The sequence below is a fragment of the Gemmatimonadota bacterium genome (assembly GCA_041390125.1).
Classification (GTDB): domain Bacteria; phylum Gemmatimonadota; class Gemmatimonadetes; order Longimicrobiales; family Gaopeijiaceae; genus JAGQIF01.
Window position 1 is genome coordinate 254,022 of the sequence record JAWKQN010000007.1, and the last position, 18,589, is coordinate 272,610.

At 70.6% G+C, this 18,589-nt stretch carries 13 protein-coding genes; 2 read left to right on the forward strand and 11 right to left on the reverse strand.

All coding sequences use genetic code 11. The annotated features are described in order from the left end of the window. Window positions 1-592: 592 nt before the first annotated feature. On the forward strand, window positions 593-1,630 hold the full coding sequence (locus R3E98_09025; protein MEZ4423539.1) for a hypothetical protein: 1,038 nt from the start codon (window positions 593-595) through the stop codon (window positions 1,628-1,630). Between the two features lie 195 nt (window positions 1,631-1,825). On the opposite strand, the gene R3E98_09030 is transcribed toward R3E98_09025, so the two are convergent. Next, window positions 1,826-2,593: a TonB-dependent receptor plug domain-containing protein gene (locus R3E98_09030; protein ID MEZ4423540.1), complete on the reverse strand. Its 768-nt coding sequence runs from the start codon at window positions 2,591-2,593 to the stop codon at window positions 1,826-1,828. 285 nt (window positions 2,594-2,878) lie between these two features. Here R3E98_09030 and R3E98_09035 point away from each other — a divergent pair, with 285 nt between their 5' ends. Continuing rightward, window positions 2,879-5,239, forward strand: a complete 2,361-nt coding sequence (locus R3E98_09035) for a choice-of-anchor B family protein (protein ID MEZ4423541.1) — start codon at window positions 2,879-2,881, stop codon at window positions 5,237-5,239. A gap of 108 nt (window positions 5,240-5,347) precedes the next feature. Here R3E98_09035 and R3E98_09040 read toward each other — a convergent pair whose 3' ends face one another. The 10 genes from R3E98_09040 to R3E98_09085 all read right to left on the reverse strand — a co-directional run bounded on the left by R3E98_09040 (window position 5,348) and on the right by R3E98_09085 (window position 18,534). Then, complete coding sequence (locus R3E98_09040) at window positions 5,348-5,497, reverse strand: hypothetical protein (protein ID MEZ4423542.1); 150 nt, start codon at window positions 5,495-5,497, stop codon at window positions 5,348-5,350. Between the two features lie 161 nt (window positions 5,498-5,658). After that, window positions 5,659-6,699, reverse strand: coding sequence for a glycosyltransferase family 2 protein (locus tag R3E98_09045; protein ID MEZ4423543.1), 1,041 nt, complete (start codon window positions 6,697-6,699; stop codon window positions 5,659-5,661). A gap of 3 nt (window positions 6,700-6,702) precedes the next feature. Beyond that, complete coding sequence (gene asnB / locus R3E98_09050) at window positions 6,703-8,646, reverse strand: asparagine synthase (glutamine-hydrolyzing) (protein ID MEZ4423544.1); 1,944 nt, start codon at window positions 8,644-8,646, stop codon at window positions 6,703-6,705. Window position 8,647: 1 nt separating this feature from the next. Further along, a complete protein-coding gene (locus R3E98_09055; GenBank protein MEZ4423545.1) occupies window positions 8,648-10,033 on the reverse strand; it encodes a Coenzyme F420 hydrogenase/dehydrogenase, beta subunit C-terminal domain in 1,386 nt (461 codons plus the stop codon). Then, a complete protein-coding gene (locus tag R3E98_09060; protein ID MEZ4423546.1) occupies window positions 10,030-11,802 on the reverse strand; it encodes a hypothetical protein in 1,773 nt (590 codons plus the stop codon). Before R3E98_09060 ends, R3E98_09055 begins: the two co-directional genes overlap by 4 nt. Next, complete coding sequence (locus R3E98_09065; GenBank protein MEZ4423547.1) at window positions 11,795-14,047, reverse strand: bi-domain-containing oxidoreductase; 2,253 nt, start codon at window positions 14,045-14,047, stop codon at window positions 11,795-11,797. Before R3E98_09065 ends, R3E98_09060 begins: the two co-directional genes overlap by 8 nt. 145 nt (window positions 14,048-14,192) lie before the next feature. After that, window positions 14,193-15,035 (reverse strand): polysaccharide deacetylase family protein, encoded by an 843-nt coding sequence (locus R3E98_09070; protein ID MEZ4423548.1) that lies wholly within the window; start codon window positions 15,033-15,035, stop codon window positions 14,193-14,195. Continuing rightward, window positions 15,032-16,117, reverse strand: a complete 1,086-nt coding sequence (locus R3E98_09075; protein MEZ4423549.1) for a GNAT family N-acetyltransferase — start codon at window positions 16,115-16,117, stop codon at window positions 15,032-15,034. Before R3E98_09075 ends, R3E98_09070 begins: the two co-directional genes overlap by 4 nt. Continuing rightward, on the reverse strand, window positions 16,114-17,133 hold the full coding sequence (locus tag R3E98_09080) for a lysylphosphatidylglycerol synthase transmembrane domain-containing protein (GenBank protein MEZ4423550.1): 1,020 nt from the start codon (window positions 17,131-17,133) through the stop codon (window positions 16,114-16,116). The genes R3E98_09075 and R3E98_09080 overlap by 4 nt, the downstream gene beginning before the upstream one ends. A 348-nt stretch (window positions 17,134-17,481) precedes the next feature. Further along, on the reverse strand, window positions 17,482-18,534 hold the full coding sequence (locus R3E98_09085; protein ID MEZ4423551.1) for a PA0069 family radical SAM protein: 1,053 nt from the start codon (window positions 18,532-18,534) through the stop codon (window positions 17,482-17,484). Window positions 18,535-18,589 lie beyond the last annotated feature (55 nt).

Sequence of the window (18,589 nt, forward strand, 5' to 3'; positions counted from 1 at the left end):
TCAGCACGAGTTGCAGCTGTTAGAGAGTAGACGTTGCCTTGTGGGCGCTCCCACAGGGAGCGCCCACAGCGGAGGAACAGGTGAGTGACTCAACTAGACTGATCGTCGTAGCCGGTTTGGGCATACTGCTAGCGTTCCAATGGGCGACGCGACGCGATGATAGATTGACGACGCAGTCGGATCCTTTGCGACTCCTATCTGGCGACAATCTAGGCCAGATAGCGGAGGGTCGCCTTGGCGCTTGGCTTCGGAAGGATTGCGTCGCAGTCTACTTCATTGATCCCAACTGCCCTGGTTGCCTGGCCCTAGCAGACCGTTGGTCAAGCACGCTTCCGGAACGACGTGCGCCAGCGCTTTGGATCGTCGAGGGCAGCGATGATCGTGCGCTACCCTTCTTGAGTCGATTCTCGATCTCCGATCAGGACGTAGTCCGACTGGCGGCAGTGTTTTCGGAAGACGCCGACCTAGCTGTGCTCGGCGTGCACGCCACACCGACGGTGGCGTATCTTCAGACCGACGGCGAACTGGACCGAATTCGTGTGCAGGTTGCACCCCTCCAGAAGGAAGACGTAGTCGCGCGGTGCCGGCCGAAATGAGACGTCGTCTCGCCTGCGGCTGGGGAGTGGTTGCAGCAGGTGTGTTGGGCTGCGACGGCAATGGTGTGCCAGACGCGTTTGATCAGTGGGGTCGCGAGATTACTTCGGCCTGGGACACGATCTGGGTTGTCGGAAGCGACAACCCAGCCGATACGACCTTGCTCGACCCGGAACGCGTTCTTGTCTGGAATGAGCTCGTACTCACGTTGGACATCACCCATCAGAATGTCCGAGCTCTGAGTCGCACCGACGGAGCGCTCCTGTGGTCGCTCGGGCGGGTGGGCAAGGGGCCAGGTGAGTTTACGAATGTCGTCGACGTGCTCGTCGGCCCCGACTCAACGCCTTGGGTGGTAGACGCGGAGAATCGGCGAGTCTCAGTGCTGACTGCCGATGGTCGGGTCGAGCGAGAGATCTCGCTGCAGCATCTGCCACCGTCGGCGATGTACCTAACCTCGACGCCGGATGCAGTCTTCGCCAGCTCCCACGATACGGAGTACGGCATGCTTGAGTTGGGAGTCGACTCGTTGGAGATTCGACACGTACTCCGCTTGCCTTGGCAACACGATCCTGCAAGTCCGTTCGAGTACGATGTGAGGATGGTTCACGCCACCGGAGGGGCTGCGCGACCGTTGCGCGTCGCCGCGCTACAACTGGGCCCCGGGTTCCTTGTCTTCACAAGTCGAGAGGGCTTTCAGAAACACCTCTACATCCAACCGATCCCCTTCGCTTTTCGTCCTGGTCCCAAGATACGAGCGGCTGGGGCGGACACCGCGAGATGGGGAGCGAGAGACGCGGCGGTAGTGGATGACGAGATCTTCTTCTTGTTTGGGGGACGACCAAAACGCCAGTCACATCCGGAAGGTGAAGAGACTCGCCTCATTGATGTGTACGGTAGGGACGGGACGTACCGTAGATCATATCGACTTCCCGGAACGGCAAAGGCCATGTCCACCATCGATGGCGAGACCTTCTACATCTTGGGCGAGTCGGATTTGGGCGTGCCCACCCTCTCCGCGCTACGCGTTGGCCAGTAGCGGGAGAGAGAGCTGGACGGCACAACATCAAGTGAACGGTAGCTGTCTCCCGGAGCGCCAGCGGACAGTGCGGTGCCACGGTTCGACCCGGCTGGTGAGGGGGGCGAGCTCTCTGGTCATGGTCGTCTCTGCGCCGGGCGAGGCGTCACTCTCTGTCCGGATGGAGAGCCCGCGCCTCTTCGGGAGCTGATCGGTCTATCGCCGGTGGGCGGTCGTCCACACCAGGATGACGCCGCACTGGGTCAAGCCGCCGAACTGGGCGGGCATCTCCGCCGGGCTGCGGTAGACCTCCACCGCCGCGACGTCCTGGGCCGGCACCAGCTGATCGAAGCTCTGGGCGGGGACGTTGCCGCTCCCTCCGATCTCGACCACCTGGCCGTCCACGTAGACCCGGGGGAAGCAGGGCGGGGTGCCGCCTCCCGGGCCTTCGGTCCAGAACCGCCCGCGCAGCGCGAAGGACATCAGCGGGAAGGAGGGCACGCCGGCCGTGCCCGATCCCAGCAGCTGGACGCCGGGCACGCCGCGGAAGACGTCGCTGGAGCGCACGGGCGGACGCGCCTGGAGGCGTTCGGGCCCGACGAAGAACCCGAGCCCGTCACGGGCCCGCTCGTAGTAGCCCACGGCTTCCAGGCGGACCGACCGGCGCTCCGCCGTGACCTCCAGTCCCTCGAGCTCGATGGGGCGGGCCTGGACGTGGAAGGTGACGAACGTGTTGTGGAGCGTGGAGAGCGCGAGCGGTCCGTCGACCGTCGCGAACGCGGCCGGGTGCTCGACGTGCACCGAGAAGGCGCCGTCGGTCGGCACGAAGATCTGGAAGCGACCGTCGGGTCGGGTGAGCTCCGCGGCCACGACCACGCCGTCCCCATCGAGCAGGCGTACCGCCGCCAGGGCGACCGGGGCGTCGTCGGAGGCGTACAGGACCACCCCGTGCAGGATCTGGCCCCGGGCCTCGCCCGTCAGCAACGCAAGCGCGGCGAAGGCCGACGCCCCCCACCTGGGGGCGCACCTTCGACGGCGCGTCGCGGGGCTGCCCGGTCTCCCTACGCCGTCGGCCGGGCGTTCGTGGGTCCTCACCGCTCCTCCAGGTCACGGCCGCCCCCGAGCGCGCGTATGGACCTCCACGCCGCGTCGGGCCTACCATCGGTACGGCGCTCCCGGCCCTGGTGCAACTTCCCGGGCGCCGATCCCGTCCTATCCCGGGGGTCCCCCGGCCCCGATCGACCTGCGAACCCTCACGTGGTACGGAGCATGGTGAACCTACGATTCTCGGGCGTCCTCGCCCTCGGGCTCGGCCTTGCCGCCGCGCCTGCCCTCCAGGCCCAGGGCTTCGGAGCCTCCCTCGCGCTCGGAGACGACGCGGTCTTCGTGGGCGAAGGCCTGAACGTCCGGGAGCCCGGCTACGTCTACGTCTTCGCGCGCAACGCCCAGGGCGCCTGGGAGCGCACCCAGAAGCTCGAGGCGTCCGACGCGGAACCCAACGATCACTTCGGACGCTCGCTCGCCTATGCCGGCGGATCCCTGCTCGTGGGCACGACGGTGCGGAACGAGTCCACCGGCGCCGTCTACGTCTTCGAGCGGGACGCGTCCGGGCAGTGGAGCGAGCGCGCCATCCTGACCGCGCCGGACGGCGCGGCCGGGGACGCGTTGGGTCGGGTCATGGCCACGGACGGACAGACGGTCCTCGCGTCCACCTGGGCCCACCAGGACAGCCGCGGCGCCGTCTACGTCTACGAGCGTGATGGCTCGGGGACCTGGACCCAGACGGCCAAGCTCATGGGCAGCGACATCGGGCCCGAGGGGCTGTTCGGAATGAGCCTGGCCGTGAACGGCGACCGCATCCTGGTCGGCGCGCCGACCCAGGGCGACAACACCGGGGTCGTCTACGCCTTCCACCGCGAGAACGGCACCTGGACGGAGACGGGGAAGCTCCAGCCGGCCGCCGTCGGTCCCAACAGCCGCTTCGGCACCGGGGTGGCGCTCCGTGACGGGGAAGCGCTCATCGGTGCGCAGACCCACAACCAGTTCCGGGGCACGGCCTTCCGCTTCACGCTGGACGAGGCCACGGGTCAGTGGAGCGAGGCCGAGGCCGTGCCGCCTTTCGACGGGGGGGATCCGGGCCTGCAGTACGGCGTGACCGTCGCCTACAACGGGGACGAGCAGTGGATCGCAGCGCCCGGGGTGAACGGCTTCGCGGGGGGTGCGTACATCCTGCGGTCCTCCGACACCATCAAGCTCGTGGCGCCGGACGGTCAGCCCCAGGAGGGCTTCGCCAACACCTTCGACGTGCGCGGCGATCGCGCGCTCGTCGGGCTGCCGGGAGACGACTTCGGGCTGGGCGCCGTGATGGTCTTCGAGCGCAGCGGGGGTGCGTGGACCGCGGCCAGCGACCGTCTGGTCGGGGACGAGCCCGCGGGTCTGGACGCCATCACCGGCGACCAGGTGGACTGCGGCACCGACGGCAAGGCGGCGATCTTCGACTGCCAGCAGGTGGACATCCTGTCCTTCCTGCCCGTGCAGCAGATCGGCGGGAGCCGGGGCGTGGAGGTCAACGACGTCTGGGGCTGGACCGATCCCGAGAGTGGCCGCGAGTACGCGCTCGTGGGCCGCTACGACGGCACGTCCTTCATCGACATCACCAACCCGGGTGCGCCGCGCTACCTCGGGAACCTGGCCCTGCACGAGGGCGCCAATCCGAACGTGTGGCGTGACATCAAGGTCTACCAGGACCATGCCTTCATCGTGTCGGATGGCGCGGGCCCGCACGGGATGCAGGTGTTCGACCTCACGCGTCTGCGCGACGTCGGCAGCGAGCCCGTGGAGTTCACCGAGGACGCGCACTACGACCGCATCGCCAGCGCGCACAACATCGTGATCAACGAGAACACCGGCTTCGCCTATGCCGTGGGCGTCAACAGTGGCGGCGAGACCTGCGGCGGCGGGCTGCACATGATCGACATCCGCCAGCCGACCGAGCCGCAGTTCGTGGGGTGCTTCCAGGACATGGAGACCGGCAACCAGCGCACGGGCTACAGCCACGACGCGCAGTGCGTGGTCTACCACGGCCCCGACACCGAGCATCAGGGCAAGGAGATCTGCCTGGGGTCCAACGAGACGGCGCTGTCCATCGCGGACGTGTCGGACAAGGACAACCCGATCGCGCTGTCGCACGCCAGCTACCCCAACGTAGCCTACACCCACCAGGGATGGCTGGACGACCAGCACGAGTACTTCTACATGAACGACGAGGGGGACGAGCAGTCCGGTCTGGTGGACCACACCCGCACGCTGGTGTGGGACGTGAAGGATCTGGACGATCCCATCCTCGTGAACGAGTACCTGGGACCGAGCCGCTCCATCGATCACAACCTGTACGTCAAGGGCGACCTGATGTACCAGTCGAACTACGTGAGCGGGCTGCGCATCGTGGACATCAGCGACCGCGCCAACCCGCGCGAGGTCGGCTTCTTCGACACGGTGCCCTGGAGTGACGATCCCGTCTTCGACGGCTCCTGGAGCAACTATCCGTTCTTCGAGAGCGGCACGCTCGTGGTCACGAGCGGCAAGGAAGGCGTCTTCCTGCTGAAAAAGCGGGACCGGCCGATCTCGTAGCGAGCCCGGAGTGGCCGCCGGCCGTCCGTGGCCGGCGGAGAGAACACGAGAGGGGGGAGGCGGATCTGCTCGCCTCCCCCCTCTTCGCGTTCGGTGCTACCGTCCCGCCTACTCGCTCGAGCCGCCCTTGCCCGTGATCATGCGGACACCGGCCCGGAAGACGCCGACCACGCGCCGCCAGGTCATGAGCAGGAAGCCGCCGACCGCCGCGAGCGCGGACGCGACCGGCACCAGGGTCTCGGGTCCCAGATACAGCATGTGTTCCTCCTGAGCGTGCCCCGCCGGGGGGCCTGGGGGTTCATAAGTGTGGCGCCGGAACGCCGCCCGTCAATCAGGCGGTGCCGCCGCGGGTGTCGCGTCACTGCTACATGTCGTGCAAGTCGTTGTCTGCGTGTGCGTAAGGGGGCGTGCTCCGGCCGTCACCGGCCCGTCACGGGCGCGGGCTCGCGCTCGGGAGCGGCGGCCGGTGCGGCGACGGCGGCCGGAGGCGGCGGTGCCGCGCGCCGCTCCAGGATCTGTTGCCGCTGCAGCAGCCACAGCTCCCGCTGCACCGTGTTGCCCTGCTGGAGCACCAGTCCGATCACGAACAGCAGGATGCCCAGGATCACCATCGAGACGCTGAGCAGCGCGGAGAAGGCCGACACCTGCCCGGTGATCAGCAGGAAGATGGCCCAGAGCAGGAAGAGGAAGCCGATCGTGAGCGAGGCGATGGCCATCCCCCACACGTAGCGCACGGGATTGGCGAACAGGCTGAACGCCGTGTGCGACAGGATCAGCTTCTGGATCTTGGAGCTGCTCTTGCGCTTCACCCGCTGGCCGCGGTGCTTGTACTCCTTCCACTCCAGCAGGGAAGGGATCTCCCGCACCCGGTATCCGAGCGCGGCGGCCTTCAGGATCACCTCCAGGTGGAACTCCTTCCCGTCCTCGTGCAGCGGGAGCGACTGGATGATCTCGCGGCGGTACGCCCGCGTCATCCCGGTGTTCATGGTGGCGGCGCCCGCCATGCAGGCCCGGATCACCAGGTTCCCGAACTTGCTCAGGAAGACGCGCTTGGCCGGGACGTTCTTGTAGCCGCCGCCCTCCAGGTGGGGGCTCGCCACCACCAGGTCCGCGTCCGGCCACTCCTCCATCGCCGCCACCAGACGGTGGACGATGTCCTCGCCCCACGAGAGATCGATCTCGGTCGTGACGATGATGTCGCCCCGGGCGGCGTTGATGCCGGTGCGCAGCCCGTGGCCGCGTCCGCGGTTGCGGGGGTAGCCCAGCACCCGCAGCTCCGGGTGGTCCTCCATCAGGGGTTCCACCACCGCGCGGGAGCCGTCCTTGGAGCCGTCGTCCACGACGATCAGCTCCCAGGTCCGGCCCAGCGTGGACAGACGCTCCAGGAGCGTCCGCACCGCGTGCTCGATGATCTGCGATTCGTTGTAGAACGGGCAGACCACACTCACCTGGATCGACATGCGTCAGCTCCCAACGTGGGCGGGGGTTCCCAGCGTCGCCCGGGTATCGACGGCCATCTGCAGCCACAGCTCCAGCACGACCAGGGCGAAGACCTGCTTCACGTACATGAACTCCCCTGTCCGGAACCGCTCCCGCAAGGCCCGCACCGCCTCCGGCCTGAAGATTCCGCGCTGTTTCAGGCGCTCATCGGACAGGGCGTCGTCGATCATGGCCTGGAAGGCCGGGTGCCCGGCGTAGCGCTCCAGGGGGATGTAGAACGGCATCTTGGGCCGCTTGATCACCTCGGGAGGGAGCATCCGCTCCCCCAGGCGTCGCAACAGGTACTTGGACGTCAGGCCCCGGATCTTCTGCCGGGGCGGCAGCCCGAGTCCGAACTCCACCAGCTCGTGGTCCAGGAACGGGACGCGCGCCTCGACGGCGCTGGCCATGGACGTCTTGTCCTGCTTGGTCAGGATGTCGTCCGCCAGCCAGTGGGCGAACTGCAGGTGCAGGATCCGGTTCAGGAAGGGCGCCCGGCTGTGGGCGGCCTCCTCCCACTCCGGCCACGTGCTGTCCGCGCCGAGGGAGGCCCGGAAGTCGGGCGTGTACAGATCCACGAGATCGCGGTCGTCGAACAACGAGATCAGGTGGCGGTACGCGGCCGGCAGCTGCTGCGGGGCCAGATACCCCAGGAAGTCCACCAGCTTCTGCTTGCCGCGCCGGCCCAGGTCGGCCGGATAGCTGAAGGCCAGGTTGAGCAGGCCGCTCGGCAGGGCCGACAGCGCCGGGCGCACCAGCCCGTTGCGGACCGGCCCGGGGGCGACGCGCGCGAACCGGTGTGCGAACAGCAGCGCCTTGTGGAACAGGTACCCGCCGAAGACCTCGTCGGCGCCCTCGCCGGAGAGCACCACGGTGACGGACTGCTTCGCCACCCGTGCGAGCTGGTACATCGGGATCACGATCGGGTCGCCCAGCGGCTCGTCCAGGTGCCACACCAGCTTGGGCAACAGCTCGATGTCGTCCGCCGTGCACGGGATCTCGGTGTGGTCGCATCCGAGCAGCTTCGCGGTGGCGGCGGCCGCCTCCAGCTCGTCGTGCTCGTAGTCGAAGCCCACCGAGAACGTCTTGATCGGCCGCGAGGAGCCGCGGGCCATCGCGGCGACGATGATCGAGGAATCCAGCCCACCGCTCAGATAGGCCCCCAACGGCACGTCCGAGATCAGACGTCGGTCGATGCTGGTCTGGAAGCGCTGCTCCAGCTCCTCCAGCAGCTCCGGCTCCGAGCGCGTGTCGGACGTCTCGTGCAGGGTGGGCGCCCAGTAGGGCTCGAGCCGGAGCCGGCCGTCGCGGTAGAGGCCCCAGTGCCCGGCGGGCAGCTTCTGGATCTCGGCGAACATGCCGCCGGGTCCGGGCACGTAGCGCAGCGCCAGGTAGTCGTGGACGGCCTGGGGCACCAGCGTGGTGTCGAGGCCGCCATAGCGCAGCAGCGCCTTCATCTCGGACGCGAAGAGCAGGCGGCCCCCGCTCAGCTCCGCATAGTAGAGCGGCTTGATGCCCAGCCGGTCGCGCCCCAGGAACAGGTGGCCGCGGCGCCGGTCGTAGATCGCGAACGCGTACATGCCCAGGATGCGGCGCATCAGGTCGGGGCCGTGGTCCTCGTAGAGGTGCAGCAGCACCTCGGAGTCGCTGTGCGTGCGGAAGCGGTGGCCCCGGGCCAGGAGCTGCTCGCGCAGCTCGCGGTAGTTGTAGATCTCGCCGTTGGCGATCAGCACCAGCGAGCCGTCCTCGTTCTCGATGGGCTGCTGGCCGCCGTCCACGTCGATGATGCTCAGGCGCCGATGGCCGAGCCCCACCCCGTTCTCACGGAAGTATCCGGCGCTGTCCGGGCCCCGGTGCTCCAGGGTCCGGGTCATGGCCTCCAGGAGACCGTCCTCGTGGATCCCGGCGAAGCCGCAGATGCCGCACATCTCAGGCCTGCCCCGGACGCTCGATGACGTCGTAGGTCTGGAGCGTGCCGCTGCGGCCGGGCCGGGTCTGCTTGCGCCAGCGCTTGCGGACGGCCGCGAATGCCTTGCCCGTGAATTCCAGCGGCAGGAGGTTCATCAGGAAGCGCGCCCAGCGCGTCTGCCCCACCTCGTAGACCAGGGCGATGGCGGCGCCGACCACCCGCGAGCGCGTGGTCACCACCGCGCGGTAGTGGTAGTCCGGGGCGGGTCGACCCAGCAGCTCGCGCAGGTCCAGCCGGGACCAGACCGCGATCTTCTTGTTGAACAGGCCGTGCGAGTGCATGACCAGCGCGTCGGCGCGGTCCGTCTCCTCCAGCTCGATGACGCCCGCGGCCCGCGAGGTCTCGAGCGCACGCCGCCCCGCCTCCGTGCGGGTGATGACCAGCGAGAAGCCCTCGTGGCGGCTCTCGTAGCGCGGTGCCCAGGCGTCCCCGGCGGAGATGTCCGCCAGCTCGTTGCTCAGGTCCACGCAGAAGAGCGAGCGCTCCACCACGTAGAAGAGGTTCATGTAGTTGGCGTAGAACTTGGCCAGCTCCAGGCGCCGTCCGTCCTTCAACGTCACCCGCATGGTGCCGGGCCAGGCGCCGGCCCGGTACTCGATGCGCTCGATCTGGTCCAGGTCCTCGACGCCGTGCTTGCGCACGAATTCGCGGACGGACGAGAAGTGGTTCACCGCGCCGCAGAACGAGCCCACGATCAGCTTGATGTGGGCGACCGACGGGTGGCCGGCCACCTGCAGCTTGCGGATGGACTGCACCTGGTCGGGCAGGCCCACGAACGCGACGGGCTTCCCGAACGCGGCGATCTCCGCGAGCACGGTGTTGACCGGCGTGAGCGTGTACTTGCTCTGCTGCGCCGCGCGCAGCGTCTCCACGTCCGTCGCGATCACCGGGCGCGGCAGCAGGGGCCGGTCGGGATCGTCGATCAGGCAGGCCACCCCCGCGATCTCCCCGCTCTGGAGCAGGTGCTCGAGCACCGCGGTGATGACGCCTCCGCTGGCCGCGCCGGCCCGGATCTCCGGGTCCGTGGCGTGACCGACGTGGAAGGCCGTGGTGTGTCCGAGCAGGTAGTCCTGCGGGGGCCCGCCGAACAGCCAGCGGTTGAGCTCCGGGAAGTCCACGTCCGCGCCCGGGCAGCCGGTCAGGCAGGGGGCGTCGCAGTCCACGCAGGCGGCCTCGTCGGCCACCGGCAGGCAGAGGCCCAGCGGATCCTCGAAACGGACCGCGTCCTTGGGGCACACGCCCACGCAGGTCCCACAGCGGGTGCACAGCCCAGGCTCGACCACATCGCGGCGCAGCGTGGCGAAGCCCGCGCCGGCGGTCACGCGCTCGGCGACCCCCGGACTCATACGTGGCCCTCGCCGGCTGGCGCGGGCTCGGAGGCGCTCCATCCGTCCGCCGCCAGCGTCCGGCGCAGCGTGAGCGGGCCCGAGGCGGCGGTCTCCGCGGGCAGGGACGTGACCTGCTCGACCTCGGAGGGATGGAAGAAGCCCGCCGACGCGAACGAGAACGCGCGCTCGGTCAGCGCGGCGCTGCGCACGCGGAAGCGGCCGGTGGGCAGGTCGAGCCGGTCCTCCACGAAGATCTGCCTGCAGGAGGCGTCGATGGTCCGCACGGTGTTCGCGAGCGGTGCGCCGGCGCTGACGGCCCGGCCGCGCAGCGCGTCGAGCACCCAGCGCCGCAGTCGAGCCGGAACGGCCAGGTTCCACGTCTTGAACAGCACCACCTTGACCGGGGAGACCGTGATGGGGCGCAGGCGCATGAGCGGCGCCTCGACGGTGGCGCGGCTGATGTCCAGGTGGGCCGCCCGCGCGGGCTGCAGGGCCTGGGTGGTGTGGACCGTTCCATCGTCCGACGTGACGAACAGGCCGCTGTCCTGGAAGCTGGGGCCGTCATGGAAGTCGCAGCGCAGCACGCCACCCTTCCGCAGGTTGGCCACGAGGTGGTACCACTCGGTGGCCCGCGACCACAGACCGGCTTCCGGGAAGAAGCGGTCGTGCATCCGGGTGCAGGGAAGGCGCAGGTCGGACACGGCCCGCGGCGCCGCGTCCGCCGCGGCTTGCAGGAAGAACCCGGAGAGATAGCACAGGTAGCGATCGTCCAGCCGTGCCAGGACGGACCGTTCGGGGTGCTCGGCCAGCGAACGCAGCAGCAGCGTGGACAGCTCACGGGAGGGGGCGTGGTCCGGAGCCAGCAGCTCGAGCCCGTGTGGGATCAGGTACTCCGTGTTGCGGCTGCCGTGCACGCCGCCGGCGGTTCCGTCCCGGTGCACGAAGTACTGCAGGAACTCCACGAGACGCACGGCCATGGCCCCGGCGTCCTCCCACCCGGTCCGTCTCCACACCCGCGCCAGGTAGTCCACCGTGAGGCTGCTGTAGCCGATGTCGGCACCACCGTATTCGTTGAACCAGCCCTCGGTGCTCTGCGCCTCCGCGAGCGTGTCGATGGCCTGGCGCGCCACCGCTTCGTAGCGGGCCTCGCCCGTCAGGCGCGCCGTGTTCAGCGCTGCGCCGGCCGCGCCCGCCACCTGGTTGCAGGCCAGCTCCTCCTGCGTGGCGCCCAGCCAGTCGACCGCGCGCCGTGCAGCTTGCGTCACCGCGGTGACCACGTCGGGAGCCAACCGGTCGCGCAGCAGCAGCGCGGCCTCCGTGGAGCAGTAGGTGCTGAACGCGGTGGCGGCGTACGAGTCCTGTCCGCGGTAGACCTCGTCGAAGCAGCCGGACGGTCGCTGGATCCGCGTCCAGTACAGGAGCACGGCTTCGATCCAGCGCAGCAACTGGGGTGAGCCCGCCCAGGGATTCCAGTCGCGCTCGAGCGCGTACGCGCCCGCCAGCGTCAGCACGACCTCCTGCAACTGGCTGTTCGGGATGTCCTCGATGCGGTAGTGCCAGAAGTTGCGGCAGCAGCATCCGTAGGTGGGCGAGGCGGGGTTGCGGTCGATCTGCGACAGCATGCGCGGCAGGTGCGCGAGCACGGCGCGGCCGTAGATCGCGCCGGGGTCGGTCTCCAGCAGCGCCTGCGTGCTCGGCTGGAGGACGAGCGGCGGCGGCCCTTCCGTGCTGGAGCGGCTGCTTCCGTCCGCGACCGGCAGACCCGTCAGCGCATCCACGTCAGACACGCGAGACGGGGTCCTGCACGGGAGAGGAGGGCTCGACGACGGGCGCGGGGGCGCCGGGACGGACGGCCGCGCCCGTCCGGAGCGATTCCCGCACGGCGAAGACGGTGCGCATGCTGGCGACGGCGGCCGGCCAATCGAACGTGAGCGGACCGCCGCGCACGGCGGCCACGAAGTCTTCGAGCTCGCGCTTGCGGCCCTTCTCCGCCTTCAGCAGCGCCCGCCGCTTCTCCTGTACGATCGGTCCCACGATGCGGTGGCCACGGAAGTTGTCCATGGTCATCACGTGACCGCCGCAGAAGATCTCGGCGCGCTCCTTGGGCACGGTCACCTCGCCGTTGGCCAGATAGCGCACGGTCGCCACCGTACCGTCCGGGAAGGTCAACAGCGCCACGACGGTGTCGGGGTCGGCGGCACCGGTGGCCGCCGCGCCGGTGGCACGCGCGAACACCTCCGTGGGTTCGGCGCCCACGATGAACTGCACCAGGTCGATGGAGTGGCACATCTCGCCTACGATGCGGCCCCCGCCGACGGACGGGTCGTGCACCCAGCTGTCGGCCGGCGCCGCGCCCGCGTTGACCCGGTAGTCGATCACGGCCGGCGCGCCCACCCGCCGCAGCAGGTCGCGGGCGGCGAGCCCGGCGGGGGAGTAGCGCCGGTTGAGCCCCACCATCACCACGAGAGGATCGGAGGCGCGGCGGGCCTGCGCGTCGGCCACGGCGCGCTCGACCCGGTCCAGCTCCTCCGGCGTGAGCGCGATCGGCTTCTCCACGAACACGTGCTTCCCGGCCGCGATGGCCTCCATGAGGATCGGGGCGTGCAGGTCGTGGCGGGTCGCGATCAACACGGCGTCGACGTCCGGAGACGCGACGATGTCGCGGTAGTCGGAGGTGCAGAAAGCGGCGCCGTTCTTCTCCGCCACGGGGCGGGCGGTGGTGCCGCTGCCGGTGGCGATGGCGGCGATCGTGGCGCCGTCGATCCCGCGCAGGCGGGGGAGAAGCACGCCCTGGGCGAACTGCCCCGCGCCGATCACCCCGATGCGGGCCGTGCGCTCGCCGCCGGCGCGGCGCGCCGGCGCCGGCTCGGACAGCACCACGGTGGCCGGCTGCTCCTTGGTGGTGTCGTACTCGAGCAGGATGCCGACGTACGGCTCGTCGCTCCTGGTGAGGAACAGGCCGTAGGCCTTCTCCGCGTCCTCGATGCCGTAGCGGTGCGTGATGAGCGCCGCCGCGTCCACCTTGCGCGCGCCGACCAGATCCAGGAACGACTCCATGTTCCGGTTCTCGGTCCAGCGCACATAGCCGATGGGGTAGTCCTGCCCGCGCTCCTCGTAGAAGGCGTCGTAGCGGCCCGGTCCGTAGGAGCGCGCCAGGCGCACCTCCAGCTCCTTCTTGTAGTACTTCCAGCGCGGCACATCCATGCGGGCGTCGCCCACCACCACCACACGCGCGCGGTCGCGCGCCAGCTCGGCCGACAGCTCGATGGGATGGTTGCTGGACGTCCCGGCCGTGATGAGGATGGCGTCCGCGCCGCGGCCGCGCGTGAACTGGAGGACGCGCGCGATGACGTCCTCGTCGTTGCCGGCCAGCACCGCGCCCGCGTCCATGCCGTGCCGGAGCGCCAGGTCCACCTTGTCGGCCTCGAGGTCCAGCCCGAAGACGCGGCACCCGGCCGCGGCGCAGATCTGGGCCGTCAGCTGGCCCAGCAATCCGAGGCCGATGATCACCACCGATTCGCCGAACGCCACGTCCGCCTGGCGCACACCCTGGACGGAGATGGCGCCCACGGTGACGAAGGAGGCCTCCTCGAAGGAGACGCCGTCGGGGATGGGGACGGTCAGGTTGCGCGGGACGTACACCACGTCGGCGTGGTTGGCGTAGCCGTATCCGCCGCAGGCGACCCGCTGCCCGACCTGCAGGTCGGTGACCCGGTCGCCCACTGCCTCGACCACACCGGCGCAGGAATACCCGAGCGGGAGGGGCGCGCTGACCAGGTTCATGACGGTCTGCGCGGTCTCCAGCAGCCCCTCCTGGCCCGCCCGGTTCAGCACCTTCTTCACCAGGTCCGGCCGGGTCCTGGCCTTCTGGAGCGGGTTCATGCGCGCCAGCTCGATGGCCGCCTTCTCGGTCCCGGCGCTGATGAGCGAGGCCGCGTTGCGGACCAGCACCCCCCCGTCCTTGAGCACCGGGGGCGGCACGTCCGACACGCTCAGATCTCCCGTGCGGAAGTTCTGCAGTACGGCCTTCATGATCCTCTCATCTCGGGGGTCCTTCCGTGGCTCGGGCGTGCACTCCGCTCCCACAATAACCCGGACTGCTGCGCCCGAGCATCACTTCCGGGCGGCCCCGCCGCAGGCGTACGAGCCCCGGTCCCCGGCACCGGCCGTTCCCGCGTCAGGCAGCGCGCTCCGGGAGCAGCTCGGCGGTGGTGACGATCCGGTGTCGGGCGCGCACGCTCGCGAGCATCGAGTCCAACCGGGCGATCTTGGCGGAGCGACTCAGGAACGAGAGCGTGAACACCTGTTGTAGCAGGCCACGTGCCGCCGGGTCCGGATCGGCGAAGTCGGTGAGGTGGAAGAGCATGACCAGCGGGGCCGCGCCCCGCCGCGCCAGACCCAGGCCCGCCCGGAACCAGGGCCGGCCCAGCACCAGCGCATAACTCGGATGCCAGGGCACGGGCAGGGGCCGGAAAGGCGGCAGCGGGAGCTCGAGCGTCTGCGCGGCCTCCGCCAGCCGGAAGGGCCGGCGCGGGGTTTCGCCCCCCAGCGGGTTGGGCCCTCCCCCGAACAGGGACGAGTCCCACCCGTAGCCGGCCTCGGTCACCGCCCGCAGGGCGGCGGCGTCCAGGGCGAAGCCGGGAGCCCGGAAGCCGGTGACCGGCACACCCAGCGCGTCCTCCAGGGCGCGGCGGCTGTCGGCGATCTCCCGCGCGCGCTCGCCCGCGGGCACCGACGTCAGCTTGCGATGCGTCCACGTGTGCGAGGCGATCTCGTGTCCCGCGTCCACCGCGGCGCGCAGGAGCGCGCGCTTGGCCGGGTCGTCCAGGTCCTCGGCGATCGCGAACAGCGTCGCCCGCACGCCCTGCCGCGCGAAGAATGCGAGCGCCGACTCCATGCCGCTCGCGAACAGCCGGTCCGGGCCGGTGCCGTACGACCAGCCGTGCGCGGCGAAGATGGGGCGGGCCCCGTCCAGGTCCACGTGCAGGACCGCCGGCGGGCGCGGATCGGAGGCGCTCATGCGAACCAGCGGTTGAGGAGATGGCCGAGCGGCGGCGTCAGCGCGCGCGGCAGGCGGCGCCACATGCGCTTGGGCAGCGTGTCCGGGTCGTAGTAGTCCTCGAGCGCGGTCACGGTGCCCTCCAGCGCCACGGTGCAGCGCAGCACCGTGTGGGTGCTCGCGCCCCAGCGCTCCTTGAAGCCCACCAGGCCCTGATCGTCCGGAGCGGAGGTGCCGTAGCTGAGCCAATCGATCCCCTCGGCGACGCACCAGTCCAGCACGTGTCCGTACAGCGCAGGGAAGACGCCCAGCGACATGGCCGACGGCAGGACCGCGGCGATCTTGTTGACGGCGCGGCTGCCCAGACGGAACAGGAGGTAGCCGCCCACGGTGCGGCCCTCGTGCTCGGCCAGGAAGAGCTGGACCTCGCGGCCCGGAAGCAGGCGTCGGTGCGCCTCGCGGTAGTAGCGCGCCGCATAGGGCGGCGTCCCGAAGGCGTGGAAGGACGTCAGGTACACCTGGTAGTAGGCGTCGAAGTCCGCGGCGGTCGTGCCCGCGCGCACCGTCACCCCGGCGCGCGCCGCCTTGCGCATCTTGCCCACCTGGTCGCGACCGACGCGCTTCCAGACGCCCTCACCGTCGGAGAGGTCGACCTCCGAGTGGAAGACGGAGCCGGCCACGTCGAAGCCCGCGCCGCGCAGCGCCGGGGCGTCCTGCAGCAGCCTGAGCTCCACATGGCGGGCCCGCTCGGCGCGGGCGGCGTCGACCAGCGCATCGAGCAGCGCCCGCTCCACGTCCGCGTCGTCGGCCAACGGGCCGCCCGAGCCCGCCTCGTAGGGCAGCGAGACCACCTTGGTGCCCAGCACGGGGAAGCGGATGCGGAAGGCCGGCAGCACGCCCACGATGCGCTCGCCCCGGCGGGCGCGCAGGAAGACGGGCGCATGCCCGAAGACGTCGGCGATCAGATCCCGCCACTGCAGCGTGTGGTAGAGGTTCGCGCTGCCGTGCGCGGAGACGTATGCCTGCCAGTCCGCCTGTGCCGGCGTGGGCGCGTCCCGGTCGAAGACGCCCGCCTCGAGCCGATCGACGGTGAGCCCGCTCACGTGCGCGCCTCGCGCGTGATGCCGGACAGGCCGCTCGCGTACACCGCGAAGCCGGTCAGGGCGATCGGGATCATCCCGACCCGCCAGGCCACCATGAGGAACGCCCCCCCGCTCGCGCCGACCAGGTGGAAGAGCCGCTCGAACGCCACCTCCCCCACCCCCAGCCCGCCCGGGGTGACGGGAATGGCGTTGGCGAGCATGCCCAGCAGGGCGAGCAGACCCACGGTGGCCGCCGGGACGTCGGGCACGACCACCCTGCCCAGCAGCACGAAGACCCAGACCAGCAGGAGGTGCCCCACCACACACAGCCCCATCGCGCCGAAGATCGCGGAGGGACGCGCGCCGAAGGCCAGGATGGCGTCGCCCAGGCGGGCCAGGTGGCGGTGCAGGGGAGCGCGCGTGGTGACCCAGGCGTAGAGCCGGGTGGCGCGCAGCCGCTGCGACGTGGAGAGGAGCGCGAGCCCGGCCAGGGCCACCGTGCCGAAGGCGCTGCCGGCCACGAGGAGCTGCAGCACCGGCTGGCCCGCCACGGTGCCGGGGTCGAGGGCGGCCAGCCCCAGGATCACGAGCAGCAGCGTGAACAGCGCCGTGGCCCGGTCGGCGAGGAGCGCGGTCGCCGTCTCGATGAGCCGGCCGCGGTGCTCGCGTCCCACGTAGTAGAGCTTCATCACGTCGCCGCCCGTGCCCCCCGGGATGGCGTAGTTGAACAGCGAGGCCACCGCCACGACGCCACAGGTCGGGAGGAGGCGGAGGCGGATGCCCAGCGCGTCCACAAGCACGACCAGCCGCGCCGCCTCCAGCACGTTGCCGAGGAAGGGCAGCGTGAACAGCACCACGAGCACGAACGGGGCGCCCAGGAGACGGCCCAGGGCGTCTCCGGCGGCGGCGCCGCTCCGGGACAGCACGAACGCCACCAGCGCGCCGCCCAGCACCACGCGGAGCGCCGCGACCCAGGGGCGGGTGCGGGGGCGGGGGACGGCCGCCTCGGGGGCGGGCAGGGGATGCGGAGCGTTCAAGCCGGTGCCGACGCGCGCCGTCGTGCCCGGTGCGCGGCGCGCGCATCGGCGCGGCGCGGCCCGATCCTGCCTGTTCGATCCATCCCCGACCTCCGAACCGTCGTCTGCATCCGAATGGCGAAAGCTAGGACGCGCGCGGGACGTCCAGCCACCGCGGTGTCGCGCGGGACGCCACACCTGTCGGAGGGGCTCGCCAGGGTGGGAGCCCCCGGGTGTGGGGCCGGGCGCGTCCGGGACGCATCCCGCCCGTCGGGCGGCACGTCCGCGGCGCATGCCGAGGCAAGGGCGGTGCCGGTGTGGCGACGGGGGCCGGCAAGGACACCGGCGGACGACCGGTGGCCGGGGAGATCAGGCGAAGAGCGTCAGCTGCTCGCCGGCGGGGCGTTGGAAGGCGTCGGTCCGCAGCGCGGGCGGGGGCGTCTCCAACCCGGCCTTGCGACGGGAGACGCGGAACAGCCGCTCGATGTGCTCGGCCACCGGCCCTTCACCCCGGCCGCGGGTCCCGAAGTCCGCGTCGTAGAGGCGGCCGCCCCGCGTGGAGCGGATCCGGTTCAGCACCTTGGCGGCGCGGTCGGGGAACGTCCGCTCCAGCCATTCCCGGAACAGGTCCTTCACCCCCCAGGGCAGCCGGAGGAGCACCCAGCTGGCGTGTCGGGCCCCGGCCTGGGCGGCCGCCTCCAGGATCGACGGGATCTCGTGCTCGGTCAGGCCCGGGATGACCGGCGCGACCATCACCCCGGCCGGCACGCCCGCCTCGGACAGGAGCCGGATCGCGTCCAGACGGCGCTCCGGGGTGCTGGTGCGCGGCTCCATGACCCGCTGGAGCCCGCGGTCCAGCGTGGTGATGGACACGAACACCGTGCAGGCGCCGTGGGAGGCGAGCTCGGCGAGCAGGTCCACGTCGCGCGTGACCAGGTGGTTCTTGGTGACGATCACGACCGGATTGCGGAATTCGGCGAGCACCTCGAGACAGGCCCGGGTGACCCCCCAGCGCCGCTCGCCCGGCTGGTAGGGGTCCGTGACGCCGCTCAGGGCCAGCGGCCGGGGCACCCAGCGCGGCGAGGAGAGCTCCTCCCGCAGCCGCAGCGCCGCCCCCTCCTTGACCAGGATCCGGGTCTCGAAGTCGAGCCCGGCGGAGAAGCCCAGGTACTCGTGGGTGGGCCGGGCATAGCAGTAGGCGCAGCCGTGCTCACAGCCGCGGTAGGGGTTCAGGCTGGCATCGAAGCCCAGATCCGGGCTCTGGTTGCGCGCGATGAGCGTGCGGGACCGGTCGGGGAGCCAGACCGTGGACGTGGACGGCTGGTCGTGCTCCGCCCCCTCGTCGAGCACCGTCTCGTGGCGCTCGAAGCGGTTGCGCGGGTTGGCGGCGCTGCCGCGTCCGTGGTTGCGGGGGCGGTCCATGAGGCGGGTGTACCCGCCCAGCGCGGCGATGTTTCGGTTTTTGTTCGGGCTCCTG

Coding starts and splice junctions, on each gene's coding strand:
- R3E98_09025 (MEZ4423539.1), top strand. CDS start 593: ATGAGACGTCGTCTCGCCTGCGGCTGGGGAGTGGTTGCAGCAGGTGTG.
- R3E98_09035 (MEZ4423541.1), top strand. CDS start 2,879: ATGGTGAACCTACGATTCTCGGGCGTCCTCGCCCTCGGGCTCGGCCTT.
- R3E98_09040 (MEZ4423542.1), bottom strand. CDS start 5,497: ATGCTGTATCTGGGACCCGAGACCCTGGTGCCGGTCGCGTCCGCGCTC.
- R3E98_09045 (MEZ4423543.1), bottom strand. CDS start 6,699: ATGTCGATCCAGGTGAGTGTGGTCTGCCCGTTCTACAACGAATCGCAG.
- asnB (MEZ4423544.1), bottom strand. CDS start 8,646: ATGTGCGGCATCTGCGGCTTCGCCGGGATCCACGAGGACGGTCTCCTG.
- R3E98_09055 (MEZ4423545.1), bottom strand. CDS start 10,033: ATGAGTCCGGGGGTCGCCGAGCGCGTGACCGCCGGCGCGGGCTTCGCC.
- R3E98_09065 (MEZ4423547.1), bottom strand. CDS start 14,047: ATGAAGGCCGTACTGCAGAACTTCCGCACGGGAGATCTGAGCGTGTCG.
- R3E98_09070 (MEZ4423548.1), bottom strand. CDS start 15,035: ATGAGCGCCTCCGATCCGCGCCCGCCGGCGGTCCTGCACGTGGACCTG.
- R3E98_09085 (MEZ4423551.1), bottom strand. CDS start 18,534: ATGGACCGCCCCCGCAACCACGGACGCGGCAGCGCCGCCAACCCGCGC.